Here is a 25015-nt window from a genome sequence, read left to right on the forward strand (position 1 = left end):
CGGTGTTACCCAGGGCCGCCCCCGCTCAGTGCCCGTGCACCCCGTTCGTGCGCACCGGGGGCGGCGCCCGCGGCGGACGCCGGGATCGCCAGCAGGACGGACGCCGCGGTAAGTGCGCCGGGCACGAGGGATCTGCGGTGCACGTGAGCTCCAAGTCGTGGGGGTGCCAGGGCTGTTCGGAGCCTCTTGAGTCTCTGTGCCCGGTCCGCGTCCACCGCCGCTCCTGTCACACGATCGCCATTCGGCCGCCATGGGCGCACCCCTCGCATGGACCTGTTCCGGCCACCGCGCCCCCGGCGTCACAGCCGGCTCACAAACGCCCTCTTCTGCACGGGTGTTGACCGAGGTACCGTCCCGCGCATGCCGACACGCACGCGCTTCACGATCTGGAGAACGCTCGCGACCGCCGCCCTCACCCTTCTGGTGGCAGGCTTCCTCACCCCGGTGACCGCCCACGGCGCCCCGCGCGAGAGCCGGCCCGTCTACTCCTACGCCCAGGCGATCCGTGAGGCCGTCTGGGTCGACACCGGCCTCGACGGCGACGGCGACGGGAGACCCGACCGGGTCGCCGTCGACATCGTCCGCCCCCGCGAACCCGCCGCCCGGGGCCGCAAGGTGCCCGTCATCATGGACGCCAGCCCCTACTACTCCTGCTGCGGCCGCGGCAACGAGAGCCAGCGCAAGACGTACGACGCGGCGGGGAACGTCGTCCAGATGCCGCTGTTCTACGACAACTACTTCGTCCCGCGCGGCTACGCCTTCGTCGGCGTCGACCTGGCCGGCACCAATCGCTCCGACGGCTGCGTGGACGTCGGCGGCCGCTCCGACATCCTCTCCGCGAAGGCCGTCGTCGACTGGCTGAACGGCCGCGCCAGGGCCTACACCACCCGTACCGGCACCACCACCGCCACCGCGGGCTGGACCAACGGCAGAACCGGGATGATCGGCAAGAGCTGGGACGGCACCATCGCCAACGGCGTCGCCGCCACCGGGGTGAAGGGACTGAGGACCATCGTCCCGATCGCCGCGATCTCCTCCTGGTACGACTACTACTTCTCCCAGGGCGCCCCCCTCTACGACTCCGGCCCCGACTGGCTCTCCGACTACGTCGACAGCCCCGACGCCCGCGCCAAGTGCGCCGACGTCCAGCGCGCACTCGTCGACGGGGCCCCGCGCACGGGCGACCGGACATCCCTGTGGACCGAGCGGGACTACGTCAAGGACGCCCGTAAGGTCCGGGCGAGCGTGTTCGTCGTCCACGGTCTGCAGGACCTCAACGTCCGCACCCGGCACTTCGGCCAGTGGTGGGACGCCCTCGCGAAGAACGGCGTCGAGCGCAAGATCTGGCTCTCCCAGACCGGCCATGTCGACCCCTTCGACTTCCGGCGCGCCGCCTGGGTCGACACCCTGCACCGCTGGTTCGACCACGAACTCCTCGGCTACGACAACGGAATCGACCGCGAGCCCATGGCCGACGTCGAACGCCACCCCGACCAGTGGGCCACCTCGAAGGTCTGGCCGCCGAGCGGCACCCGGTCCACGACGCTGCGCCCGGCCGCGGGCACCCAGCCGGGCGTCGGCACGCTCGGCCTGCGCCGGGGCACCGGCACCGAGACCCTCACCGACGACCCGCGGCTGAGCGAGACCGACTGGGCCGCGCAGATCGACACCTCCACCCCCGCCAAGGCCGGTTTCGCCACCGGGCCGCTCACCCGCGACCTGCGCCTGTCCGGCTCCTCACAGGTCACCGTCACCGCGACCCCCACCACGGCGACGGCCCACCTCAGCGCCGTCCTCGTGGACCTCGGCCCCGACACCGTCCGGGACTACGCGGCGGCCGGTGAGGGCATCACCACCCTCACCGACCGCACCTGCTGGGGCGAGAGCACGGCCGGCGACAGCGCCTGCTTCAAGGAGACCGCGGCGAAGACCGCCGACGTCGGCTTCACGGTCCTCAGCCGGGGCTGGGCCGACCTCGGCACGTACGCCGACCCCGGCAAGGGCGTCCCGCTCACCCCGGGCAGGCGGTACACGATCACCCTCGACCTGGCCGCCACCGACCATGTCGTGCCCGCGGGCCACCGGCTCGCGCTGATCGTCGCGGGCACGGACAAGGACCTCATCGATCCGCCGGTCGACCGTCCGACCCTCACCCTGGACCTGTCCCGCACCTCGGCCAGGGTGCCGTTCGTGGGGGGTGCGGCTGCGTTTGCGGCGGCCACGTCCGGGTCTGCAGGGGGTGGGCTCGACCGGGGTTCGTCGGACGGTGTGCGTGCGCCTCGCGGCGCGTATCGGATTCCGTAGGGGCTGTGGGGCGCTGTCGGCCGGCTGCGGGTTCGTCGTGGCTGGTCGCGCCCACGCGGCGGAGCCGCATATCGATACAGCCCCGCGCCCCTTCAGGGCGTCGCGGCCAAGGTTGCGGCCTCCTCAGCGCAGCCCCAGGCCACCGTCACGCCCGCGCCGCCGTGGCCGTAGTGGTGGACCAGGAGCCGGCCGTCCGGCAGGGTCGTCCGCTCCAGTCGCACCGCCGGCCGTACCGGGCGCAGGCCCACCCGGTGGTCCAGGATCCGGGCGCCGGCGACCTCGGGGCGCAGGGCCGCGCACCGCCGTACGATCGCCTCGGCCTGGGCCGGGTCCGGCTCGGGGGACCAGTCGTCGTCCTGGGCCGTGCCGCCCAGGAGCAGGCGGCCGGGCTGGGGGAAGAGATAGGCCAGGTCACCGCCCGAGGTCCCGGCGACGAGCCAGGTGTCGATGCCGGGGTTCTCGACCACGACCAGCTGCCCGCGCTGGGGGCGCACCGACAGGTCGCCGGCCAGTTCCCGCGCGCCGAGGCCCGTGCAATTGACGACGACCGGTGCCCCGGCCTCCGCCAGATCGGTCACCGTGCGCTCCTCGACCGAGCCGCCCGCCCGCCGCAGCCGCTCCCGCAGCCAGGGCAGATGCACCGCCATGTCGATCAGCGGCAGCCGTGCCCACATGGCGGCCCCGCCCGGGTACTCCCGCTCGGTGGCCCTGCGCACCCCGGCCGGCCGGCCCGCCGTCCAGCGCCGGACCTCGGCCGGGTCGACGCCGCCCATCGCGCCCTCGACCAGCCGTACCCCGGTCTCCTCGGCGCGGCCGGCCAGCTCCTCGTACACCTCCAGCGAGCGCAGCGACCACCGGCGCGCCGCCGTGAGCGGCTCGATGTGGTACGGCCACCAGAGCGCACCGGCGACCGCCGAGGTGGTCCGCTCCACCGGGTCCCGCGTCCAGAGGCGCACCCGCCGCCCGCGCTCGGCCAGGACGAGGGCCGTCGTCAGCCCGACGACCCCACCGCCGACCACCACCACGTCGTCCCGCTCGGCACTGTCCACCAGCGGACGGTAACCGAGGGGGTGGGGGCACGGCGAGGGCCGCCGGGAAACCCGTGCGCCCGCCCGGCCGCGCGACCACTAGGATCTACGACCTGTGACCGCCACCCTCGTCGTCAAGAACCTCGCCGCCGGACACGGCGACCGCTCCCTCTTCTCCGGGCTGGACCTCGTCGTCGCGCCCGGTGACGTGATCGGGCTGGTCGGTGCCAACGGTGCGGGCAAGTCCACCCTGCTGCGGCTGCTCGCCGGGCTCGGCGCGCCCGAACAGGGCGAGCTCAGGCTCTCCCCGCCCACCGCGACCGTCGGCCATCTGCCCCAGGAGCCGGAGCGGCGCCCCGGCGAGACCGTCCGGGAGTTCCTCGCCCGGCGCACCGGTGTCGCCGAGGCCCAGCGGGCCATGGACGAGGCGACCCAGGCCCTGGTGGACGGCGCCCCGGGCGCGGACGACGCGTACGCGACCAGTCTGGAGCGCTGGCTCGGGCTCGGCGGGGCCGACCTCGACGAGCGCGCCGAGGAGGTCGCCGACTCCCTCGGTCTGGGCGTCGGGCTGGACCAGCCGATGACCGCCCTGTCCGGCGGTCAGGCCGCCCGCGCGGGCCTCGCCTCCCTGCTGCTGTCCCGCTACGACGTCTTCCTCCTCGACGAGCCCACCAACGACCTCGACCTCGACGGCCTGGAGCGCCTCGAACGCTTCGTGACCGGGCTGCGCGCGGGCACCGTCGTCGTCAGCCACGACCGGGAGTTCCTCACCCGCACCGTCACCAAGGTGCTCGAACTCGACCTCGCCCAGCAGCGGATCAACCTCTACGGCGGCGGCTACGACGCCTATCTGGAGGAGCGGGAGGTGGCCCGCCGGCACGCGCGCGAGGACTTCGAGGAGTACGCCGACAAGCGGTCCGCCCTCCAGGACCGTGCACAGATGCAGCGTTCCTGGATGGACAAGGGGGTGAAGAACGCCCGCCGCAAGGCGAACAACGACAACGACAAGATCGGCCGCAAGTTCCGCAGCGAGGCCAGTGAGAAGCAGGCCGCGAAGGCCCGGCAGACCCAGCGGATGATCGAGCGCCTGGACGTCGTCGAGGAGCCCCGCAAGGAGTGGGAGCTGCGCATGGAGATCGCGACCGCCCCGCGCTCCGGGGCGGTGGTCGCCACCCTGCGGGACGCGGAGGTACGACGGGGCGACTTCGCCTTCGGCCCGGTGACCCTCCAGATCGACTGGGCCGACCGGGTCGCGGTCACCGGCGCGAACGGCGCGGGCAAGTCGACCCTGCTCGCCGCGCTCCTCGGCCGGATCCCGCTGGACGGCGGGCACGCGGCGCTCGGCTCGGGCGTCCTGGTGGGCGAGGTCGACCAGGCGCGCAAGCTGTTCCACGGCACGGAGTCCCTGCTGGACGCCTTCTGCACGGCCGTCCCCGACACCGAACCGGTCGAAGTCCGCACCCTGCTGGCCAAGTTCGGTCTGAAGTCGGACCACGTCCTGCGCCCGGCGGCCACCCTGTCACCCGGCGAACGCACCCGTGCCGCGCTCGCCCTCCTCCAGGGCCGCGGTGTCAACCTCCTCGTCCTCGACGAGCCCACGAACCACCTGGACCTCCCGGCCATCGAACAACTGGAGTCGGCCCTCGACGCCTACGAGGGCACGCTCCTCCTCGTCACCCACGACCGCCGCATGCTGGACGCGGTCCACGTCACCCGCCGCCTGGAGGTGGCGTCCGGCAAGGTGACGGAACGCTAGGCGCGGGGCCGGGGCGTGTGCGGCTTCGGTCCGGCGGGTGCGGGTGCGGGTGCGGGTGCGTGGTGGCTGGTCGCGCAGTTCCCCGCGCCCCTTTCGGGGCCTCGCCCCTGACGGGGCGGGGCCCGGGGTTTCTCAGTTGCGGCCCTTCTTCGGGTCGAGCAGGCCCGCCTTGCGCAGGGCGTCGGCCATCGCGCTGTTGGCCGGCGGCGGTGCCTGGCGGGAGGCGCCGCCTCCGCGCTGGCCGCCGTTCCCGCCGCGCCGCTCGCCCTGCTGCTGGCGCTGCTGCGGCGGGCGTCCGCCGCCCCGCTGCGGCCGGCCGCCGCCGGAGGAGCGGTCCTGGCCCTGGGGGGCCGCCTCGTCGTCCAGCCGCAGCGTGAGCGAGATCCGCTTGCGCGGGATGTCGACGTCGAGGACCTTCACCTTGACGATGTCACCCGGCTTGACCACGTCCCGCGGGTCCTTGACGAACGTCTTGGACAGCGCGGAGACATGCGCCAGCCCGTCCTGGTGGACACCGACGTCGATGAACGCGCCGAAGGCCGCCACGTTCGTCACGACGCCCTCCAGGACCATCCCGGGCGCCAGGTCGGAGATCTTCTCCACGCCCTCCTTGAAGGTGGCCGTCTTGAAGGCGGGCCGCGGGTCGCGCCCCGGCTTCTCCAGCTCCTTGAGGATGTCCCCGACGGTCGGCAGACCGAACGTGTCGTCCACGAAGTCCGCGGGCCGCAGCGAGCGCAGCACCCCCGTGTTGCCGATGAGGGAGGCCACCTCCTGGCCGGAGGTCTTCACCATGCGCCGCACCACCGGGTACGCCTCCGGGTGCACGCTGGAGGCGTCCAGCGGGTCGGAGCCGCCCCGGATCCGCAGGAAGCCCGCGCACTGCTCATAGGCCTTGGGGCCGAGCCGCGGCACCTTCTTCAGCTCCGTACGGGACGAGAACGGCCCGTTGGCGTCCCGGTGCGCCACGATGTTCTCGGCGAGCCCGGAGGTGATGCCGGACACGCGCGCGAGCAGGGGCGCCGACGCCGTGTTGACGTCCACCCCGACGCCGTTCACACAGTCCTCCACCACCGCGTCCAGCGAACGCGACAGCTTCACCTCGGACAGGTCGTGCTGGTACTGGCCCACACCGATCGACTTCGGGTCGATCTTCACCAGCTCGGCCAGCGGGTCCTGGAGCCGGCGCGCGATGGACACCGCGCCGCGCAGCGACACGTCCATGCCGGGCAGCTCCTGCGAGGCGAACGCGGAGGCCGAGTACACCGAGGCGCCCGCCTCCGACACCATCACCTTGGTGAGCTTCAGCTCCGGGTGCCGGGTGATCAGCTCACCGGCGAGCTTGTCGGTCTCGCGGGACGCCGTGCCGTTGCCGATCGCGATCAGCTCGACCGCGTGCTCCTGCGCCAGCCGCGCCAGCTTGGCGAGCGCCTCGTCCCACTTGTTGGCCGGAACGTGCGGGTAGATGACGTCCGTCGCGACGACCTTGCCGGTCGCGTCGACCACGGCCACCTTCACGCCCGTGCGGAAACCGGGGTCGAGGCCCAGCGTCGCGCGCGTGCCGGCGGGCGCCGCGAGCAGCAGGTCCCGCAGGTTCGCGGCGAACACGTTCACGGCCTCGTCCTCGGCGGCCGTGCGCAGCCGCAGCCGCAGATCGATGCCGAGGTGGACGAGGATGCGGGTCCGCCAGGCCCAGCGGACGGTGTCCGTCAGCCACTTGTCGCCCGGCCGGCCGCGCTCGGCGATGCCGAACCTCGACGCGACGATCCCCTCGTACGACGACGGGCCGGGCTGCTCGGAGGGCTCCTCCGGCTCCAGGACGAGATCGAGGACCTCCTCCTTCTCGCCCCGCAGCATCGCCAGGATCCGGTGCGAGGGCAGCTCGGTGAACGGCTCGGCGAAGTCGAAGTAGTCGGCGAACTTCGCGCCCGCCTCCTCCTTGCCGTCGCGCACCCTGGCGGCCAGCCGTCCGCGCCCCCACATCCGCTCGCGCAGCTCGCCGATCAGGTCGGCGTCCTCCGAGAACCGCTCGGTCAGGATCGCCCGCGCGCCCTCCAGCGCGGCCTGCGGATCGGCGACGCCCTTGTCGGCGTCGACGAACGCGGCCGCCGCCGCGAGCGGCTCCACGCCCGGGTCGCCGAGCAGACCCGCGGCCAGCGGCTCGAGACCGGCCTCACGCGCGATCTGCGCCTTGGTGCGCCGCTTGGGCTTGTACGGGAGGTAGACGTCCTCCAGCCGCGCCTTCGTCTCGGCGCCGCGGATCTGCGCCTCCAATGCTTCGGTGAGCTTGCCCTGCTCGCGCACCGACTCCAGGATCGCCGTCCGCCGCTCCTCCAGCTCCCGCAGATAGCGCAGCCGCTCCTCGAGCGTGCGCAGCTGCGCGTCGTCGAGCATCTCGGTCGCTTCTTTGCGGTACCGGGCGATGAAGGGCACCGTCGAGCCGCCGTCGAGCAGCTCCACGGCGGCCTTGACCTGCCGTTCCCGTACGCCGAGCTCCTCGGCGATCCTGCCTTCGATGGACCCTGCTTCGAGGGATCCCGGTGTCGTCACGAGCCCGTACCGCCTTCTCCACTGAGGTTGCGCCGCAATTGTGGCAGGTGGCACCGACATCCCGCCGCCGCCCCGACGACATCGCCCCGCATGGCAGAAAAGGTGGGGTATTCGTCATTGCCGCCGTCGGCGTGAGCCGCGAAGAATCGTGCCCATGGCGCAGCGCACCGACCGCACCGTCCGCACCGTTCTTCTCGTTCTGTTCGACGACGTCCAGAGTCTCGACGTCACCGGCCCCCTGGAGGTCTTCACGGGCGCCGAGCGCCACACCCCGGGTTCCTACCGCGTCCGCACGGCCTCCCTGGACGGTTCCCCGGTGCGCACCTCCAGCGGGCTGACGCTCGTCCCCGACGAGGCCCTCACGCGTGAGCGTGCCCCGCACACCCTCGTGGTCCCGGGCGGCCGGGGCACCCGCCGGGAGAACCCGGGGCTGACCGACTGGCTGCGCACACACGCCCCGCGCGCGGAGCGTCTGGTGTCGGTGTGCACCGGCGCGATCCCGCTCGCGGCGGCCGGGCTGCTCGACGGCCGCCGGGTGACGACCCACTGGGCCTACGGCGGCGCCCTCGCCCGCGACCATCCCGCCGTCCGGGTCGACCCCGATCCGATCTACGTCCGGGACGGCCATGTCTACACCTCGGCGGGCGTCACCTCCGGCATCGACCTCGCGCTCGCGCTGGTCGAGGAGGACCTCGGCCGGGACGCCGCGCTGGCCGTCGCCCGCCATCTGGTCGTCTTCCTGCGCCGGCCCGGCAACCAGGCCCAGTTCAGCGCGCAGCTCGCCGCCCAGACCGCACGGCGCGAGCCGCTGCGGGAGGTGCAACAGTGGATCACCGAGCACCCGGACGCCGATCTGAGCGTCGAGGCGCTGGCCGCCCGCGCCCGGCTCTCACCGCGCCACTTCGCCCGCGCCTTCCGCACCGACACCGGCACCACCCCCGGCCGCTACGTCGACCGGGTCCGTCTCGAACACGCCCGCCGGCTGCTGGAGGACACCGCCGACGGCGTCGAGGAGATCTCCCGCGCCAGCGGCTACGGCACCCCCGAGGCGATGCGGCGCGCCTTCGTCAGGGCGCTCGGCACGGCCCCCGCGGAGTACCGCCGCCGCTTCCGCCCGGCATCCCTGCCCTGAGACACCACGAAAGGAATCCCGTGCAGATCGCGATCGTCGTCTACGACCGTTTCACCGCCCTGGACGCCGTGGGCCCCTACGAGATCCTCGCCCGGACCCCGGGCGCGCAGACCGTGTTCGTGGCGCCGCGTCCCGGCCCCGTGCGCACCGACCGGGGCAGCCTCGCGGTCGTCGCCGACCGGGCGCTGGGCGACGTACCGCACCCGGATGTGCTGGTGGTCGCGGGCGGGCCCGGGCAGAGCGACCTGATGGAGGACGAGCCGCTGCTGGCGTGGCTGCGCGCCGCGGACGCCACCAGTACCTGGACGACCTCCGTGTGCACCGGCTCCCTGCTGCTGGCCGCCGCCGGGCTCCTGCGGGGCCGCCGTGCCACCTCGCACTGGCTGGCCCTGGAGCGGCTCGCGGCGTACGGCGCCGAACCGACCGGCGAACGCGTCGTCGTCGACGGCAAGTACGTCACCGCGGCCGGCGTCTCCTCCGGCATCGACATGGGGCTCGCCCTGCTCGGCCGGATCGCGGGCGACGACCACGCCCGGGCCGTACAGCTGGCCACGGAGTACGACCCGCAGCCGCCCTACGACGCCGGCGCCCCGCACAAGGCCCCCGCGCACCTCGTCGACGCGCTGCGGGCCCGCAGCCGGTTCATCCTGACGTGACGTCATGCCGTCGTGACGTCATCCCGTCGTGACGGTCATCCCGTCGTGACGGTCCAGGTGAAGCGCGGTTCCCGGCGCTCCAGGAAGGCGGCGACCCCTTCCGCGGTGTCGTCGGCGAGCCGGGCCTGCGCGGCCCAGTGGGCGTCCCGGTCCGTACGGCCGTTCGCGAACTCCTTCGCGGCCGCCTGGGTCAGCCGGGAGCGCGAGACGAGGACCCGGGTGAACTCCGCGACCCGCTCGTCGAGTGCGTCGGGCGGTGCCACCTCGTCGACCAGACCGGTGCGCAGCGCCCGCTCGGTGTCGATCAACTCACCGGAGAACAGCAGGTACTTGGCGGCGGCGGGGCCGACCAGCGCGACCAGCCGGCGGGTGGCGGAGGACGGGTAGACGATCCCGAGCTTCGCCGGGGTCACCCCGAACAGCGCACCCTCCTCGGCGAACCGCAGATCGCAGGCCGCCGCGAGCTGTGCGCCCCCGCCCACGCAGTGCCCCTTCACGGCGGCCAGCGTCGGCTTGGGGAACGCCGCGAGGGCCTCCTCCGCCCGCACGGCCAGTGTCTGTGCCTCGTCCGGCGAGCCCTGGAGCGTGGAGATGTCGGCGCCCGCGCAGAAGGTGCCGCCCGCGCCGGTCAGCACCAGCGCCCGGACCTCGGGATCGGCGGCCAGCGCCTCCAGCAGCGGCGGCAGCGCGGCCCACATCGCGGCGGTCATGGCGTTGAGCTTCGCCGGGTGGTGCAGGACGACGGTGGCGACCCCGTCGGTGACGCCGTGCAGCAGTTCGGGCTCCATGGCCCGGATGCTAACCTCCGGGCCCCGGCACCGGTCACAGCGGCCTCGGGGGACGAAACGGGCGAGGGGGTCGCCGAACCCGTACAACCCGAAGAGTGCGCGAAAGCGGCACCATCGGATCAGGATCGGTCAGGGCAGCGACCTTCTCGGGTAGCGGCGGTCGGGAATGCTCGATAATGGCTGACTTCTGGTCAGTCGGGAGGTGCGGCGCGGCTCGTTGCCAACACTCGACGTGTGGTGACAATCGAGCGCGAGGGTGGCGACCGGACGATGGACAACCACGGGCGCGGGCCCGACCCACGCCCAGAGGGCGGCGCGGACGCCCCTCTCGAGTCCCTGGCGGACCCGGGGCAGCGGCCGCTGCCCTACGAAGGCGTCTGGCGGTTCACCGCACCCGCCGTGGACGCCTCCGTCCCCCAGGCCCGGCACGCCGTGCGCGATCTGCTCCTGCGTCAGGGGGTGCCGGTCTCGGAGGACCTGGTCCAGGGGCTGCTGCTGATCGTCTCGGAGCTGGTCACCAACGCCGTCCGGCACGCGGCGCTGCTGTCGCCGACGCTCGCGGTGGAGGTGGCCGTCGGGGCCGAGTGGGTGCGGGTGGCCGTCGAGGACAACCACCCCTACCGCCCGACGGCCCTGGAGGCCGATCACGAGGAGACCAACGGTCGCGGGCTGCTCCTGGTGCGGGAGATCACCCGGGAGGCGGGCGGGGTCTGCGACGTCGAGCACACCTCCGGCGGCGGCAAGGTGATCTGGGCCGCCCTGCCGCTCAAGCCGGTACGGCTGCCCTGAGCGCCCCGCGGCTCACCAGCCGGCGGACGGTCCCGTCAGCTCCCGTACGGCGGGCCGCGCCGCGTCCAGCACGGTCATGAACCAGGCGGAGAAGGTGTCCTTCGCATGCCGCTCGGCCAGCTCGTCGGGTGTCACGAAGGCCGTGTCGCCGACCTCCTCCGGGTCCGGCGCGAGCGGTGACTGCACCATCCCGACGAAGAGGTGGTTGTACTCCTGCTCCACCAGGCCCGACGCCGGGTCCGGATGGTTGTAGCGGACCGTGCCCGCCTCCGCCATCAGCGAGGGCGACACCCCGAGCTCCTCGAACGTGCGCCGCGCGGCCGCCGCGAAGGGCGCCTCGCCCGGGTAGGGGTGGCCGCAGCAGGTGTTGGACCACACGCCGGGGGAGTGGTACTTGCCGAGCGCCCGCTGCTGGAGCAGCAGCCGGCCCCGCTCGTCGAAGAGGAACACGGAGAACGCGCGGTGCAGCCGGCCCGGCGGCTGGTGGGCCGCGAGCTTCTCCTCGGTGCCGATCGTCACACCGTCCTCGTCGACCAGTTCCAGCAAAATCGCTTCCGCGGCGCCGCTCGACGAGCTGTGCGTCGCGGTGGCAGGTGTGATCGGCATACCCATCCTTAGCATCGGTCCTCGCGTCCCCAGTCTGCCGTACGAGCCCGGTCCGCCCGGCGCTTCGCACGAACGCCGCGCCCGTCCCCCGCGGGACGACGGCGGGCCCCGCGGGTGATCTTGCCCGGGGCCCCCGGTGAGGAACCGTCCTGAACTGGTGTACGCATCACGCACATCGCCGGCTCAGTGGCAGAGCCGTGCCTCGTGCTCCGCGTGGCCGACCGGCTCCAGCTGGAAGGTGCAGTGCTCCACGTCGAAGTGGTCGCCGAGGCAGCCCTGGAGCTCGTGCAGCATCTTCTCGTGGCCGATCGCGTTCAGCACGTCCGAGCGCACCACCACGTGCGCCGACAGCACCGGCATCCCCGAGGTGATCGTCCAGGCGTGCAGATCGTGCACGTCCTCCACCCCGTCCAGCGCGACGATGTGGGCCCGCACCTCCGCCATGTCGACGTCCTTGGGCGCCGACTCCAGCAGCACGTCGAGCGTCTCGCGCAGCAGCTTCACCGTGCGCGGCACGATCATCAGACCGATCACCAGCGAGGCGATCGGGTCGGCGTACTCCCAGCCGGTGGTCAGGATCACCACGGCCGAGATCAGCACCGCGACCGAGCCCAGCGCGTCCGCCGCCACCTCCAGGAACGCCCCGCGCACGTTCAGGCTCTCCGCCTGGCCCCGCATCAGCAGCGTGAGGGAGATCATGTTCGCGACCAGACCGATGGCGCCGAACCAGATCATCAGGCCGCCCTCGGTGCCGGCCGGGGTGACGAACCGCTGCACCGCCTCGTACAGGACGTACCCGCCGACGCCGAGCAGCAGCAGACAGTTGGCGAGCGCGGCCAGGATCTCGGCGCGGGCGTACCCGAAGGTGCGGTTGGTGCTCGCGGGCCGGTTCGCGACGTGGATGGCGAGCAGGGCCATGCCCAGGCCCAGCGCGTCCGTAGCCATGTGCGCCGCGTCCGCGATCAGCGCGAGGGAGTCGGCGAGGAGCCCGCCGACGATCTCGACCACCATGACGCCGAGCGTGATCGCCAGCGCGACGCGCAGTCTGCCGCGGTACGCCGCCGCGGCCGTACCGGTGGTCGGCGCATGCGTGTGTCCGTGGCCGTGGTCGTGCCCAGCCCCCATGGAAAGCACCCTCCTGTGGTCGCCCGGGATCACAGTGAACTACGGGTGGGGGGTATCGGGCAACGCGGCACTGAACACCGTTGTCATATGCTCTGACCTGCGCAAACGAACCGCAGGTCAGAGCGCCCCAGTCGCTGCACGGCCGGTGCTCAGCCCTGGTGGAGCCGCCAGCCCCGCCAGGCCGACTCCACCATCTCGCGCACCCCGCGCCGGGCCGTCCAGCCCAGTTCCCGCGCGGCCAGCCCGGCCGAGGCGACCGCGCGCGGCGCGTCACCCGGGCGCCGGCCCTCGACCACCGCGGGCCGCGCGTCGCCGGTCACCTCGCCGATCAGTGTGACCAGCTCGCGCACCGAGACCCCCTCGCCCCGCCCGATGTTCACGGTGAGGTCGCCCCCGTCGCCGGCCGGCCGGCGGGCCGCCGCGACATGCGCCTCGGCCAGGTCGGCGACATGGATGTAGTCCCGCACGCAGGTGCCGTCCGGCGTCGGGTAGTCGTCGCCGAAGATCCGCGGGGCCTGCTCGCGGGTCAGCCGGTCGAAGACCATCGGCACGATGTTGAACACCCCGGTGTCGGCCAGCTCGGGCGCGGCGGCGCCGGCCACGTTGAAGTAGCGCAGACACGTCGTCGTGATGCCGTGCGCCCGCCCGGCCGCCCGCACCAGCCACTCCCCGGCGAGCTTGGTCTCGCCGTACGGGTTCACCGGGGCGCAGGGGGTGTCCTCCGTGATGAGGTCCACGTCGGGGTTGCCGTAGACGGCCGCGGACGAGGAGAACACGAACCGCCGCACCCCGGCCTCGGCCACCGCCTCCAGGAGCGCGGCCAGACCGCCGACGTTCTCCCGGTAGTAGCGGGTGGGCTGCGCGACCGACTCGGCGACCTGCTTGTGCGCCGCCAGGTGCACCACGCCCGTCACGGCGTGCCCGGCCAGGACCTCCTTGAGCAGGGCCGGCTCCAGCGCGGAGCCCCGCACCAGCTCGACGTCCGCCGGCAGCCGGGCCGGGAACCCGGCCGAGAGGTCGTCCAGGACGACGACGCGCTCCCCGGCGCCCGTCATGGCCCGCGCCACATGGGCCCCTATGTATCCGGCTCCGCCGGTGATCAGCCACGTCATGGCCGCCCACCCTATGCCGAGGCCCCGCGCCGCCCGCAATGTCCCCTATGTCAGACACCTGGCCCCGTGCTGCGCGCCCGGGGCCGTCGCGGTTTGTCGGGCGGGCCGCCGATCGATGATGATGATCTCGGCGAAGGCCGGTGCGAACCAGTGCCGTCCGGCCGCGTTGACCGGAGCTGAACGGCCGGTGAACGCAGCCTTCCCGGCATCCGATAGCCTCTGCCGACATGCCGCCCGCCCGGCCCCGACCGGGGCAGGCCCAGGGCGCCCCCATCGTGTACACGACCGGCGCGGACGCGTCGGGACCCAGGGAGTGAGTTCGGTTGCCGACCGCCATCCTCACCGGTCAGCCGGTCCCCGGATCGTCGCTCGAGAGCGATCTGCGCTCCCTCGGCTTCGACGTCCGGCCGGCCGCCGGCAGCGCCGACACCGCGGCGCTGCTCGCCGAGGTGCCGGCCCAGGACCGGGTCGCCGTCGTCGACGCCCGCTTCGTCGGTCATCTGCACGCCCTGCGCCTCGGCCTCACCGACCCGCGCTTCCCGCTCGCCGCGATCCCCGGCGCGCTCACCGCGCAGCCCGCCGCCCGCCCGGCCCTCACCCGCGCGCTGGCCCGCGAGAACGCCACGAGCGGCGGCACCGCACTCGCCGTGGACAGCCTCGCCGACCGGGTCGTCACCGGCCTCGACGCCGACGGCGAGGGCGTCCACCGCCCCGAGCTCGGCAGCCTGGTCGCCGAGGTCCCCGCCGACCCCCAGGCCCGCAACGAGGCACGGCAGGCCGTCGCCTCCGTCGACGACGAGGCCGTACGCCTGAAGTCGGCCGTGAAGGCCCGCGACGGCTTCTTCACCACGTACTGCATCAGCCCGTACTCCCGCTACGTCGCCCGCTGGTGCGCCCGCCGGGGCCTGACCCCCAACCAGGTCACCACCGCCTCCCTGATCACCGCGCTGATCGCGGCCGGGTGCGCGGCCACCGGCACCCGCGGCGGCTTCGTCGCGGCCGGGGTCCTGCTCATCGCGTCCTTCGTGCTGGACTGCACCGACGGCCAGCTCGCCCGCTACTCCCTGCAGTACTCCACGCTCGGCGCCTGGCTCGACGCCACCTTCGACCGGATCAAGGAGTACGCCTACTACGCCGGCCTCGCGCTGGGAGCGGCGAAGGGCGGCGACGACGTATGGGCCCTCGCGCTCGGCGCGATGATCCTCCAGACCTGCCGGCACGTCGTCGACTTCTCCTTCAACGAGGCCAACCACGACGCCACCGCCAACACCAGCCCCACCGCCGCCCTCTCCGACAAGCTCGACAGCGTCGGCTGGACGGTCTGGGTGCGGCGGATGATAGTCCTGCCCATCGGTGAACGATGGGCCATGATCGCCGTCCTGACGGCCGCCACGACCCCCCGCGTCACCTTCTACGCGCTGATCGCGGGCTGCGCCTTCGCGGCGACGTACACCACGGCCGGGCGGGTGCTGCGCTCGGTGACCCGCAAGGCCAGGCGCACCGACCGGGCCGCGCAGGCGCTCGCGGACCTGACCGACAGCGGCCCCCTCGCCCAGGGCCTGGCCCGGGTCCTGCGCGGGACGGGCGGCCACCTGGCGCCGCTCAGCGCCGCCGGGGGAGTCGTCCTGGTCGTGGCGGGTTCCTGGCTGTGGGGACCGGGCTGGTGGACCGTCCTGATGGCCGGTGCCTACGTGCTGCTGTCGGCCGAAGCCGTCTCGCGCCCCCTCAAGGGCGCCCTCGACTGGCTGGTCCCCCCGCTCTTCCGGGCCGGCGAATACCTGACCGTGCTGATCCTCGCGGCGAAGTCCGAGGTGAACGGAGCCCTTCCTGCGGCTTTCGGGCTGGTGGCCGCCGTCGCCTACCATCACTACGACACGGTGTACCGCATCCGCGGCAACGCCGGAGCGCCGCCGGCCTGGCTGGTGCGCGCCGTAGGGGGGCAGGAGGGGCGGACGCTGCTCGTCGCGGCCGGGGCCGCCCTGCTCACCGCCCCGCAGTTCGAGGTCGCGCTCACGGTCCTGGCCGTGGCCGTCGCCCTCGTGGTGCTCGTCGAGAGCATCCGCTTCTGGGTGTCCGCAGGGGCCCCCGCCGTACACGACGAAGGAGAACCCGCATGATCGGCCTCGTGCTGGCGGCCGGCGCCGGCCGGCGTCTGCGCCCCTACACCGACAGCCTGCCCAAGGCGCTGGTGCCGGTGGGGCCCGCGGGCATAGAGGGCGAGCCCACGGTTCTGGACCTGACCCTCGGCAACTTCGCCGAGATCGGGCTGACCGAGGTCGCGGTCATCGTCGGCTACCGCAAGGAGGCCGTGTACGCGCGCAAGGAGGCCCTCGAGGCGAAGTACGGCCTCAAGCTCACCCTCATCGACAACGACAAGGCCGAGGAGTGGAACAACGCCTACTCCCTGTGGTGCGGCCGTGACGCCCTCAAGGACGGCGTGATCCTCGCCAACGGCGACACCGTGCACCCGGTCTCCGTCGAGAAGACGCTGCTCGCGGCGCGCGGCGAGGGCCGGCGGATCATCCTCGCCCTGGACACCGTGAAGTCCCTCGCCGACGAGGAGATGAAGGTCGTCGTCGACCCCGAGCGGGGCATGACGAAGATCACCAAGCTGATGGACCCGGCCGAGGCCACCGGCGAGTACATCGGTGTCACGCTCATCGAGGGCGATGCCGCCCCCGAGCTGGCCGACGCGCTGAAGACCGTGTGGGAGACCGACCCGCAGCAGTTCTACGAGCACGGCTACCAGGAGCTGGTGAACCGTGGCTTCCGGATCGACGTCGCACCGATCGGCGCCGTCGACTGGGTCGAGATCGACAACCACGACGACCTCGCCCGAGGACGGGAGATCGCGTGCCAGTACTGACCCGGCTCATCCCCTCGCCGCTCGTCGTCGACATCCGTCCGGGTGCCCTCGACGACCTGGGATGCGTCCTCGCCGACGAGCGCATCTCGCACTCCGGCAGGCTCGCCGTCGCCGTCAGCGGCGGCTCGGGCGCCCGGCTGCGCGAGCGGCTCACGCCCCTGCTGCCCGGCGCCACCTGGTACGAGGTCGGCGGCGGCACCCTCGATGACGCCGTCCGGCTGGCCGGCGACATAAAGGCCGGCCACTACGACGCCGTCGTGGGCCTGGGCGGCGGCAAGATCATCGACTGCGCCAAGTTCGCCGCGGCACGGGTCGGCCTCCCCCTGGTCGCCGTCCCCACGAACCTCGCGCACGACGGGCTGTGCTCCCCGGTCGCCACCCTCGACAACGACGCCGGCCGCGGCTCCTACGGCGTGCCCAACCCGATCGCCGTCGTGATCGACCTCGACGTCATCCGCGAGGCCCCGGCGCGCTTCGTCCGGGCCGGCATCGGCGACGCGATCTCCAACATCAACTCGATCGCGGACTGGGAGCTCTCCAACCGCGTCACCGGCGAGAAGATCGACGGGCTCGCCTCGGCGATGGCCCGCCAGGCCGGTGAGGCGGTGCTGCGGCACCCGGGCGGCATCGGGGACGACGCCTTCCTCCAGGTGCTCGCGGAGGCGCTGGTCCTGACCGGCGTCGCGATGTCGATCTCGGGCGACTCACGGCCCGCCTCGGGCTCCTGCCACGAGATCAACCACGCCTTCGACCTGCTCTACCCCAGGCGCGCCGCCAGCCACGGCGAGCAGTGCGGCCTCGGCGCCGCCTTCGCCATGTACCTGCGCGGGGCCCACGAGGAGTCGGCCTGCACCGCACAGGTGCTGCGACGGCACGGACTGCCGGTGCTCCCGGAGGAGATCGGCTTCACCGTGGACGAGTTCGTCCGCGCCGTGGAGTTCGCCCCCGAGACCCGGCCCGGCCGCTACACGATCCTCGAACACCTCGACCTCAAGACCGACCAGATCAAGGACATCTACGCCGACTATGTCAAGGCCATCGGTAGCTGAACTCAGACCGGTCGTCCACCCTCCGGGGGTGAAGGACCGGCGCAGCGGTGAGCACTGGATGGGACGCCTCTACATGCGTGAGGTGTCCCTGCGGGTGGACCGCTACCTGGTGAACACCAGGGTCACGCCCAACCAGCTCACGTACCTGATGACCGTCTTCGGCGTGCTCGCGGCCCCGGCACTGCTCGTGCCGGGGATCCCGGGCGCCGTGCTCGGCGTGCTCTGCGTCCAGCTGTACCTGCTGCTGGACTGCGTGGACGGCGAGATCGCGCGCTGGAAGAAGATGTACTCGCTGAACGGGGTCTACCTCGACCGCGTCGGCGCGTACCTCACCGACGCCGCCGTGCTCGTCGGCTTCGGGCTGCGCGCCGCCGACCTGTGGGGGAGCGGCCGCATCGACTGGCTGTGGGCCTTCCTCGGCACCCTGGCCGCGCTCGGCGCGATCCTGATCAAGGCCGAGACCGACCTGGTCGGCGTCGCCCGCCACCAGGCCGGGAAGCCGCCGGTCAAGGAGGCCGCCGCCGAGATGCGCTCCTCCGGCATGGCGCTGGCCCGCCGGGCCGCCGCCGCGCTGAAGTTCCACCGGCTGATCCTCGGCATCGAGGCGTCCCTGCTGATCCTGGCCCTGGCGATAGCCGACCAGATCCGCGGCGACCTCTTCTTCACCCGCCTCGGGGTCGCCGTCCTCGCCGGTATCGCCCTGCTCCAGACCCTGCTGCACCTGGTCTCGATCCTCGCGTCGAGCAGGCTCAAGTGAGCGCCCTGAAGGTCGGGGCGGTGATCATCACCATGGGCAACCGCCCCGACGAGCTGAGGGCCCTGATCGACTCGGTCGCGGGGCAGGACGGCGACCCGGTCCAGGTCGTCGTGGTCGGCAACGGCTCGCCCGTCCCGGACGTCCCCGAGGGCGTGCGCACGATCGAGCTGCCCGAGAACCTGGGCATCCCCGGCGGCCGCAACGTCGGCATCGAGGCCTTCGGCCCGGCCGGGCGGGACGCCGACGTCCTGCTCTTCCTGGACGACGACGGCCTGCTGGCCCAGAAGGACACCGCCGAGCTGTGCCGGCGGGCCTTCACCGCCGACGCGGGGCTCGGCATCGTCAGCTTCCGCATCGCCGACCCGGACACCGGCGTCACCCAGCGCCGGCACGTCCCGCGGCTGCGGGCCTCCGACCCGATGCGCTCCTCCCGGGTCACCACCTTCCTCGGCGGCGCCAACGCCGTCCGTACGAAGGTCTTCGCAGACGTGGGTGGACTGCCGGACGAGTTCTTCTACGCCCATGAGGAGACCGACCTCGCCTGGCGGGCCCTCGACGCGGGCTGGATGATCGACTACCGGTCCGACATGGTGCTGTACCACCCCACGACCGCGCCCTCGCGGCACGCGGTCTACCACCGCATGGTGGCGCGCAACCGGGTCTGGCTGGCCCGGCGCAACCTGCCCGCCGTGCTCGTACCGGTCTATCTCGGGGTGTGGCTGCTGCTCACCCTGGCCCGGCGGCCCTCGCGGTCCGCGCTGAAGGCGTGGTTCGGCGGCTTCCGGGAAGGCTGGACCACACCGTGCGGGCCGCGCAGGCCCATGAAGTGGCGTACGGTGTGGCGGCTGACCAGACTGGGCCGCCCCCCGGTCATCTGACAAGCTCGTCCCAGAGGGCTCCCGGCCGCACCGCGAGCCCCCCGGCTCATGCCGGCCCGGTCAAGGCCGTGCATCGCGAAGACGAAAGTTTCCTACTTGTGAGTGAGACAACGCATGACGGCGGAGTCGCGGTGAGCGCGCCTCCGTCGCCCGACGAGGGCCTGACGGCCGCCCAGCTGGCCGCGAAGTACGGGTTGGCCGTGAGCGGCGCCCGGCCCCCGGTGCGGGAGTACGTCCGCCAGCTCTGGGGACGCCGGCACTTCATCCTGGCGTTCTCCCGGGCGAAGCTGACCGCGCAGTACAGCCAGGCCAAGCTCGGCCAGCTGTGGCAGGTGGCGACTCCGCTGCTGAACGCGTTCGTGTACTTCATGATCTTCGGCGTGCTGCTCAACGCCAGCCGGGGCATGTCCAAGGACGTGTACATCCCGTTCCTGGTCACGGGCGTCTTCGTGTTCACGTTCACGCAGAGCTCCGTGATGAGCGGCGTCCGGGCGATCTCCGGCAACCTCGGCCTGGTGCGCGCCCTGCACTTCCCGCGCGCCTCCCTGCCGATCTCCTTCGCGCTGCAGCAGCTCCAGCAGCTGCTGTACTCGATGCTGGTGATGTTCGTCGTCGTGATCGGCTTCGGCAGCTACCCGGACGCCTCCTGGGCGCTGATCGTGCCGGTGCTGATCCTGCAGTTCGCCTTCAACACCGGACTGGCGCTGGTGTTCGCCCGGGCCGGCGCGAAGACCCCCGACCTCGCCCAGCTCATGCCGTTCGTGATGCGGACCTGGATGTACGCCTCCGGCGTGATGTTCTCCATCCCCGTCTTCCTCGCCGACAAGCCGCAGTGGGTCGCCAACGTCCTGCAGTGGAACCCGGCCGCCATCTACATGGACCTCATGCGCTTCGCGCTCATCGAGGAGTACGGCGCCGAGAACCTCCCCGACCACGTCTGGGCCGTCGCCGGCGGCTGGGCCCTGCTGCTCGCGGTCGGCGGCTTCCTGTACTTCTGGAAGGCCGAGGAGAGGTACGGCCGTGGCTGACCTGGTACCCGGGACGCACATCCCCACCGTCATCGCCGACGACGTGCACATCGTCTACCGCGTCAACGGCGCGAAGACGGGCAAGGGCAGCGCCACCGCCGCCCTCAGCCGGATCGTCAAGCGCGGTGAGGAACGCGGGGTGCGCAAGGTGCACGCCGTACGGGGTGTCTCCTTCACCGCCTACCGCGGCGAGGCCATCGGCCTGATCGGCTCCAACGGCTCCGGCAAGTCCACCCTGCTGCGCGCCATCGCCGGTCTGCTGCCGCCGGAGAGCGGCAAGGTCTACACCGACGGCCAGCCCTCGCTGCTCGGCGTCAACGCGGCCCTGATGAACGACCTCACCGGTGAGCGCAACGTCATCCTCGGCGGCCTCGCCATGGGCATGTCCCGCGAGCAGATCAAGGAGCGCTACCAGGAGATCGTCGACTTCTCCGGCATCAACGAGAAGGGCGACTTCATCACCCTGCCGATGCGCACCTACTCCTCCGGCATGGCGGCCCGGCTGCGCTTCTCCATCGCCGCCGCCAAGGACCACGACGTCCTGATGATCGACGAGGCCCTGGCCACCGGCGACCGCAGGTTCCAGAAGCGCTCCGAGCAACGCATCCGCGAGCTGCGCAAGCACGCCGGCACGGTGTTCCTGGTCAGCCACAGCAACAAGTCGATCCGCGACACCTGCGACCGCGTCCTGTGGCTGGAACGCGGTGAACTCCGCCTGGACGGACCGACCGAAGAGGTCCTCAAGGAGTACGAGAAGTTCACGGGCAAGTAGCGCGAAGAGGCCGGGGCCCCGCCGGAACTGTCCGGTGGGGCCCCGCGTCTGCAAAGGAAGCGTCAACTCCGGGTCCGCGTAGGAATCTTGACGCCAATCGGTGTGTTGTTGTGATCTGCGGGACACCCGCGCGAACCTCGCTGCGTTGTACAACGTAAGCTGTGACAGGTCCCGAAACGCGTCAAGTGGGGCGATAATGCGCGACACCCTCGGTCGAGGCTGCCGTGCGGACAGCCGGGCGGCGTGTCCGAAATAGTGTGTCTTGGGTCGGCGGTGTAGAACGGGAGATGTGACGGCAATGGCTACGGAAACTCCCCAGCTCAACGCAGTACGTGCCGTCCCTGCCGCGGGTAGCGAACGATGACGGCGCCGGCCGTGCCCCGCACCGGCGGCTCCCCGCGCGGCACCCTCGACAAGGCCGCCGACGAGAACTTCCCGGTCGCCCCGTTCTTCCTGCCCCGCGCCTGGCGCGAGGACCTCTTGGCCGTCTACGGCTTCGCCCGCCTCGTCGACGACATCGGTGACGGCGACCTCGCCCCCGGCGGCGCCGACGCCGCCCTCCTCGGCGTTTCGGCCACCGACGCCGAGGACCGCATGCTCCTCCTCGACGCCTTCGAGACCGATCTGCACCGCGTCTTCGACAGGTCCCCCGGATCCCACGGGGAACCCCGCCACCCCCTGCTGCGCGGTCTGCTGCCCACGGTCCGCCGGCATTCCCTTGCCCCCGAGCCGTTCCTCGCCCTGATCGCCGCCAACCGCCAGGACCAGCTCGTCAAGCGCTACGAGACCTACGACGACCTGCTCGCCTACTGCGAGCTGTCCGCCAACCCCGTCGGCCGTCTCGTGCTCGCCGTCACCGGCACCTCGACCCCCGCGCGGATCCGCCGCTCCGACGCGATCTGCACCGCACTGCAGATCGTCGAACACCTCCAGGACGTGGCAGAGGACCTCGGCCGCGACCGTGTCTACCTGCCCGCCTCCGACATGAAGCGCTTTCATGTGCGCGAGGCGGATCTCGCCGCGCCCTCGGCGGGCGCCTCGGTGCGCGCCCTGGTCGCGTTCGAGGCGCAACGCGCCCGCGATCTGCTGAATGAAGGAGCCCCCCTCGTGGGTAGCGTCCACGGCAGGCTGAGGCTGCTGCTCGCGGGGTTCGTGGCGGGGGGAAGGGCGGCGGTCCACGCGATCGCCGCCGCCGAATACGACGTACTTCCCGGCCCGCCCAAGCCCGGCAAGCTCCGGTTGCTGCGCGAGGTGGGCGTGACCCTGCGAGGAGAGGGGTGATCCGGACCGTGGAGTCGTCACCGCACGTGTCCGCACCGGTACTCGCCGCCTACAGCTACTGCGAGGCCGTCACCGGACAGCAGGCCCGTAACTTCGCCTACGGGATCCGGCTGCTGCCCACACCGAAACGCCGCGCGATGTCGGCGCTGTACGCCTTCTCGCGCCGCGTCGACGACATCGGCGACGGCGCCCTGGCGGACAAGGTCAAGGCGTCCCGCCTCGAGGACACCCGGGCCCTGCTCGCCCGGGTCCGCGACGGCGAGGTCGACGAGGACGACACCGACCCCGTCGCGGTCGCCCTCGCCCACACCGCGCGCGTCTTCCCGGTCCCGCTCGGCGGCCTGGACGAACTGATCGACGGCGTCCTGATGGACGTACGTGGCGAGACCTACGAGACCTGGGACGACCTGAAGGCGTACTGCCGCTGTGTGGCGGGTGCCATCGGACGCCTCTCGCTCGGTGTGTTCGGTACGGAACCCGGGGCGCGCGGCGCCGAGCGCGCGCCGGAGTACGCCGACACGCTCGGGCTCGCGCTCCAGTTGACGAACATCCTGCGGGACGTCCGCGAGGACGCGGCGGGCGGCCGGACCTATCTGCCCGCCGACGACCTCGCCAAGTTCGGCTGCTCGGCCGGGTTCGACGGGCCGACCCCGCCGGAGGGCTCCGACTTCGCGGGACTCGTGCACTTCGAGGTGCGCCGGGCCCGGGCCCTGTTCGCCGAGGGCTACCGGCTGCTGCCCCTGCTCGACCGGCGCAGCGGCGCCTGTGTCGCCGCCATGGCGGGCATCTACCGGCGCCTCCTCGACCGCATCGAACGCGACCCCGCCGCCGTGCTGCGCGGCCGGGTCTCGCTGCCCGGCCGCGAGAAGGCCTATGTCGCCGTGCGCGGACTGTCGGGGCTGGACGCCCGGCACGTCTCCCGGCAGTCCGTCAGGAGGCATGCCTGATGGGCGCCGTGGGCGACCCCACGGGCCGGGGTGCCGCCGCCGGAGAAACCACAGGAACCGATGGAAAGCGGCACGCAACCCTCCGCTGCGGCGCGGCGTCCCTGAGTGCGACCGCCCGCCGTGCACAGTTCACCTACCACGGCAGGGCGGCAGGGGAGGGTGCACGATGAGCGAGGGACGGCAGGGCGCCGACGGACGGCACACGGTCGTCGTCGGCGGCGGGCTCGCCGGCATCACCGCCGCGCTCGCGCTCGCCGACGCGGGCGTGCGTGTCACCCTGCTGGAGGGCCGCCCCCGTCTCGGCGGTCTGGCCTTCTCCTTCCGGCGCGGCGACCTCACCGTCGACAACGGCCAGCATGTCTATCTGCGCTGCTGCACCGCCTACCGCTGGTTCCTCGAGCGCATCGGGGGCGCCGCCCTGGCACCTCTGCAAAATCGTCTCGACGTGCCCGTTGTCGATGTCGCGCGGCCCGAGGGACGACGGCTCGGCAGGCTGCGGCGCGACGCCCTGCCGGTGCCCCTGCACCTCGGGCGCAGCCTCGCCACGTATCCACATCTCTCCCTCGCCGAACGGGCCCGGGTGGGCCGGGCCGCGCTCGCGCTCAAGGGGCTCGACATCGCCGACCCGGCGCTGGACGCGCAGGACTTCGGCAGCTGGCTGACCGCGCACGGCCAGTCGGCCCGCGCCGTCGAGGCCCTGTGGGACCTGGTCGGGGTCGCCACCCTCAACGCGGTGGCGTCCGACGCCTCCCTCGCGCTCGCCGCGATGGTGTTCAAGACCGGTCTGCTGTCCGACCCCGGCGCCGCCGACATCGGCTGGGCCCACGTCCCCCTGGGCGACCTGCACGACCGGCTGGCCCGCGAGGCGCTCGACTCCGCGGGCGTGCGCACCGAGGTCCGTACCCGCGTCACCTCCGTCTCCCCCGACGGAGACGGGCGCTGGAGCGTCCGGACTCCCGGCGGGACGCTCACCGCCGACGCCGTCGTCCTCGCCGTACCGCAGGGCGAGACCCACGAGCTGCTGCCGGCCGGGGCGCTCGACGCCCCCGAACGGCTGCGGGAGATCGGCACCGCGCCCATCCTCAACGTCCATGTCGTCTACGACCGCACGGTGCTGGACGCCCCCTTCCTCGCCGCGCTCGGCACACCGGTGCAGTGGGTGTTCGACCGCACCGACGCCTCCGGGCTGCGCGAGGGCCAGTACCTCGCGCTGTCCCAGTCCGCCGCCCAGGACGAGATCGACACCCCGGTCGCCGAGCTGCGCGCGCGCTACCTCCCCGAGCTCGAACGGCTGCTGCCCCGCGCGCGCGGCGCCGGGGTCAGGGACTTCTTCGTCACCCGGGAGCGCCACGCGACGTTCGCTCCCGCCCCCGGCGTCGGGCGGCTGCGTCCCGGCGCCCGCACCGAAGCCCCCGGCCTGTACCTGGCCGGAGCGTGGACCGCCACAGGGTGGCCCGCGACCATGGAGAGTGCGGTCCGCAGCGGCGTGAACGCGGCGGACGCCGCGCTCGGCGCCCTCGGCCGGCCCCGACCCCACCGGCTCTTCGCTCTCGAGGAGGCGGCCTGATGCTCGATCAGCACGGCTCGGCACACC

At 72.7% G+C, this 25015-nt stretch carries 22 protein-coding genes; 16 read left to right on the forward strand and 6 right to left on the reverse strand.

From position 1 onward, the window contains the following. Positions 1-360: 360 nt before the first annotated feature. Entirely contained in the window at positions 361-2304 is a 1944-nt protein-coding gene (locus tag ACYQ8Q_RS38115) for a Xaa-Pro dipeptidyl-peptidase (protein ID WP_460071254.1), read from the forward strand. A 92-nt stretch (positions 2305-2396) separates the two neighbouring features. Here ACYQ8Q_RS38115 and ACYQ8Q_RS38120 read toward each other — a convergent pair whose 3' ends face one another. Further along, positions 2397-3353 carry an NAD(P)/FAD-dependent oxidoreductase gene (locus ACYQ8Q_RS38120; RefSeq protein WP_460071255.1) on the reverse strand — a complete coding sequence of 319 codons (957 nt, stop codon included), beginning with the start codon at positions 3351-3353 and terminating at the stop codon, positions 2397-2399. 94 nt (positions 3354-3447) lie between these two features. Between ACYQ8Q_RS38120 and ACYQ8Q_RS38125 the strand changes: the two genes are divergently transcribed. Beyond that, positions 3448-5088, forward strand: a complete 1641-nt coding sequence (locus ACYQ8Q_RS38125; RefSeq protein WP_460071256.1) for an ABC-F family ATP-binding cassette domain-containing protein — start codon at positions 3448-3450, stop codon at positions 5086-5088. 132 nt (positions 5089-5220) lie between these two features. On the opposite strand, the gene ACYQ8Q_RS38130 is transcribed toward ACYQ8Q_RS38125, so the two are convergent. Continuing rightward, the gene (locus tag ACYQ8Q_RS38130) at positions 5221-7635 is read right to left on the reverse strand and encodes a Tex family protein (protein WP_460071257.1); all 2415 of its coding nucleotides are present in this window, start codon (positions 7633-7635) and stop codon (positions 5221-5223) included. Positions 7636-7789: 154 nt separating this feature from the next. On the opposite strand from ACYQ8Q_RS38130, the gene ACYQ8Q_RS38135 reads away from it, so the two are divergent. Further along, a complete protein-coding gene (locus ACYQ8Q_RS38135; RefSeq protein WP_460071258.1) occupies positions 7790-8767 on the forward strand; it encodes a GlxA family transcriptional regulator in 978 nt (325 codons plus the stop codon). Between the two features lie 20 nt (positions 8768-8787). Further along, complete coding sequence (locus ACYQ8Q_RS38140) at positions 8788-9423, forward strand: DJ-1/PfpI family protein (protein ID WP_460071259.1); 636 nt, start codon at positions 8788-8790, stop codon at positions 9421-9423. A 35-nt stretch (positions 9424-9458) separates the two neighbouring features. On the opposite strand, the gene ACYQ8Q_RS38145 is transcribed toward ACYQ8Q_RS38140, so the two are convergent. Continuing rightward, positions 9459-10211: an enoyl-CoA hydratase/isomerase family protein gene (locus ACYQ8Q_RS38145; protein WP_460071260.1), complete on the reverse strand. Its 753-nt coding sequence runs from the start codon at positions 10209-10211 to the stop codon at positions 9459-9461. Positions 10212-10481: 270 nt separating this feature from the next. Between ACYQ8Q_RS38145 and ACYQ8Q_RS38150 the strand changes: the two genes are divergently transcribed. Beyond that, positions 10482-11000 carry an ATP-binding protein gene (locus ACYQ8Q_RS38150; RefSeq protein WP_460073653.1) on the forward strand — a complete coding sequence of 173 codons (519 nt, stop codon included), beginning with the start codon at positions 10482-10484 and terminating at the stop codon, positions 10998-11000. Between the two features lie 12 nt (positions 11001-11012). Here ACYQ8Q_RS38150 and idi read toward each other — a convergent pair whose 3' ends face one another. From idi to galE, 3 genes are all read right to left on the reverse strand, one after another. After that, positions 11013-11606, reverse strand: coding sequence for an isopentenyl-diphosphate Delta-isomerase (gene idi, locus ACYQ8Q_RS38155; RefSeq protein ID WP_460071261.1), 594 nt, complete (start codon positions 11604-11606; stop codon positions 11013-11015). A 183-nt stretch (positions 11607-11789) separates the two neighbouring features. Beyond that, positions 11790-12731, reverse strand: coding sequence for a cation diffusion facilitator family transporter (locus tag ACYQ8Q_RS38160; protein ID WP_460071262.1), 942 nt, complete (start codon positions 12729-12731; stop codon positions 11790-11792). 149 nt (positions 12732-12880) lie between these two features. Continuing rightward, complete coding sequence (gene galE / locus ACYQ8Q_RS38165; protein WP_460071263.1) at positions 12881-13843, reverse strand: UDP-glucose 4-epimerase GalE; 963 nt, start codon at positions 13841-13843, stop codon at positions 12881-12883. Positions 13844-14166: 323 nt separating this feature from the next. On the opposite strand from galE, the gene ACYQ8Q_RS38170 reads away from it, so the two are divergent. The 11 genes from ACYQ8Q_RS38170 (at position 14167) to hpnE (ending at position 24988) form a co-directional block, all read left to right on the forward strand. Next, positions 14167-15960: a DUF5941 domain-containing protein gene (locus ACYQ8Q_RS38170; RefSeq protein WP_460071264.1), complete on the forward strand. Its 1794-nt coding sequence runs from the start codon at positions 14167-14169 to the stop codon at positions 15958-15960. Next, entirely contained in the window at positions 15957-16709 is a 753-nt protein-coding gene (locus tag ACYQ8Q_RS38175) for a phosphocholine cytidylyltransferase family protein (protein ID WP_358983702.1), read from the forward strand. Before ACYQ8Q_RS38170 ends, ACYQ8Q_RS38175 begins: the two co-directional genes overlap by 4 nt. Beyond that, entirely contained in the window at positions 16697-17758 is a 1062-nt protein-coding gene (locus ACYQ8Q_RS38180) for an iron-containing alcohol dehydrogenase family protein (protein ID WP_460071265.1), read from the forward strand. The genes ACYQ8Q_RS38175 and ACYQ8Q_RS38180 overlap by 13 nt, the downstream gene beginning before the upstream one ends. Then, the gene (locus ACYQ8Q_RS38185; RefSeq protein WP_460071266.1) at positions 17736-18515 is read left to right on the forward strand and encodes a CDP-alcohol phosphatidyltransferase family protein; all 780 of its coding nucleotides are present in this window, start codon (positions 17736-17738) and stop codon (positions 18513-18515) included. Before ACYQ8Q_RS38180 ends, ACYQ8Q_RS38185 begins: the two co-directional genes overlap by 23 nt. Before the next feature lie 32 nt (positions 18516-18547). Continuing rightward, complete coding sequence (locus tag ACYQ8Q_RS38190; RefSeq protein WP_460073654.1) at positions 18548-19393, forward strand: glycosyltransferase family 2 protein; 846 nt, start codon at positions 18548-18550, stop codon at positions 19391-19393. Positions 19394-19491: 98 nt separating this feature from the next. After that, positions 19492-20421, forward strand: coding sequence for an ABC transporter permease (locus ACYQ8Q_RS38195; RefSeq protein ID WP_460071267.1), 930 nt, complete (start codon positions 19492-19494; stop codon positions 20419-20421). Next, positions 20414-21193: an ABC transporter ATP-binding protein gene (locus ACYQ8Q_RS38200; protein ID WP_460071268.1), complete on the forward strand. Its 780-nt coding sequence runs from the start codon at positions 20414-20416 to the stop codon at positions 21191-21193. Before ACYQ8Q_RS38195 ends, ACYQ8Q_RS38200 begins: the two co-directional genes overlap by 8 nt. Positions 21194-21553: 360 nt before the next feature. Next, positions 21554-22474 (forward strand): squalene synthase HpnC, encoded by a 921-nt coding sequence (gene hpnC / locus ACYQ8Q_RS38205; RefSeq protein ID WP_460071269.1) that lies wholly within the window; start codon positions 21554-21556, stop codon positions 22472-22474. Continuing rightward, entirely contained in the window at positions 22471-23421 is a 951-nt protein-coding gene (hpnD, locus tag ACYQ8Q_RS38210; RefSeq protein ID WP_460071270.1) for a presqualene diphosphate synthase HpnD, read from the forward strand. Before hpnC ends, hpnD begins: the two co-directional genes overlap by 4 nt. Then, positions 23421-23591 carry a DUF6380 family protein gene (locus ACYQ8Q_RS38215; RefSeq protein ID WP_460071271.1) on the forward strand — a complete coding sequence of 57 codons (171 nt, stop codon included), beginning with the start codon at positions 23421-23423 and terminating at the stop codon, positions 23589-23591. Before hpnD ends, ACYQ8Q_RS38215 begins: the two co-directional genes overlap by 1 nt. Continuing rightward, positions 23588-24988 (forward strand): hydroxysqualene dehydroxylase HpnE, encoded by a 1401-nt coding sequence (gene hpnE, locus ACYQ8Q_RS38220; protein WP_460071272.1) that lies wholly within the window; start codon positions 23588-23590, stop codon positions 24986-24988. The genes ACYQ8Q_RS38215 and hpnE overlap by 4 nt, the downstream gene beginning before the upstream one ends. Positions 24989-25015: the final 27 nt, after the last annotated feature.

Source organism: Streptomyces sp. YKOK-I1 (assembly GCF_054660435.1).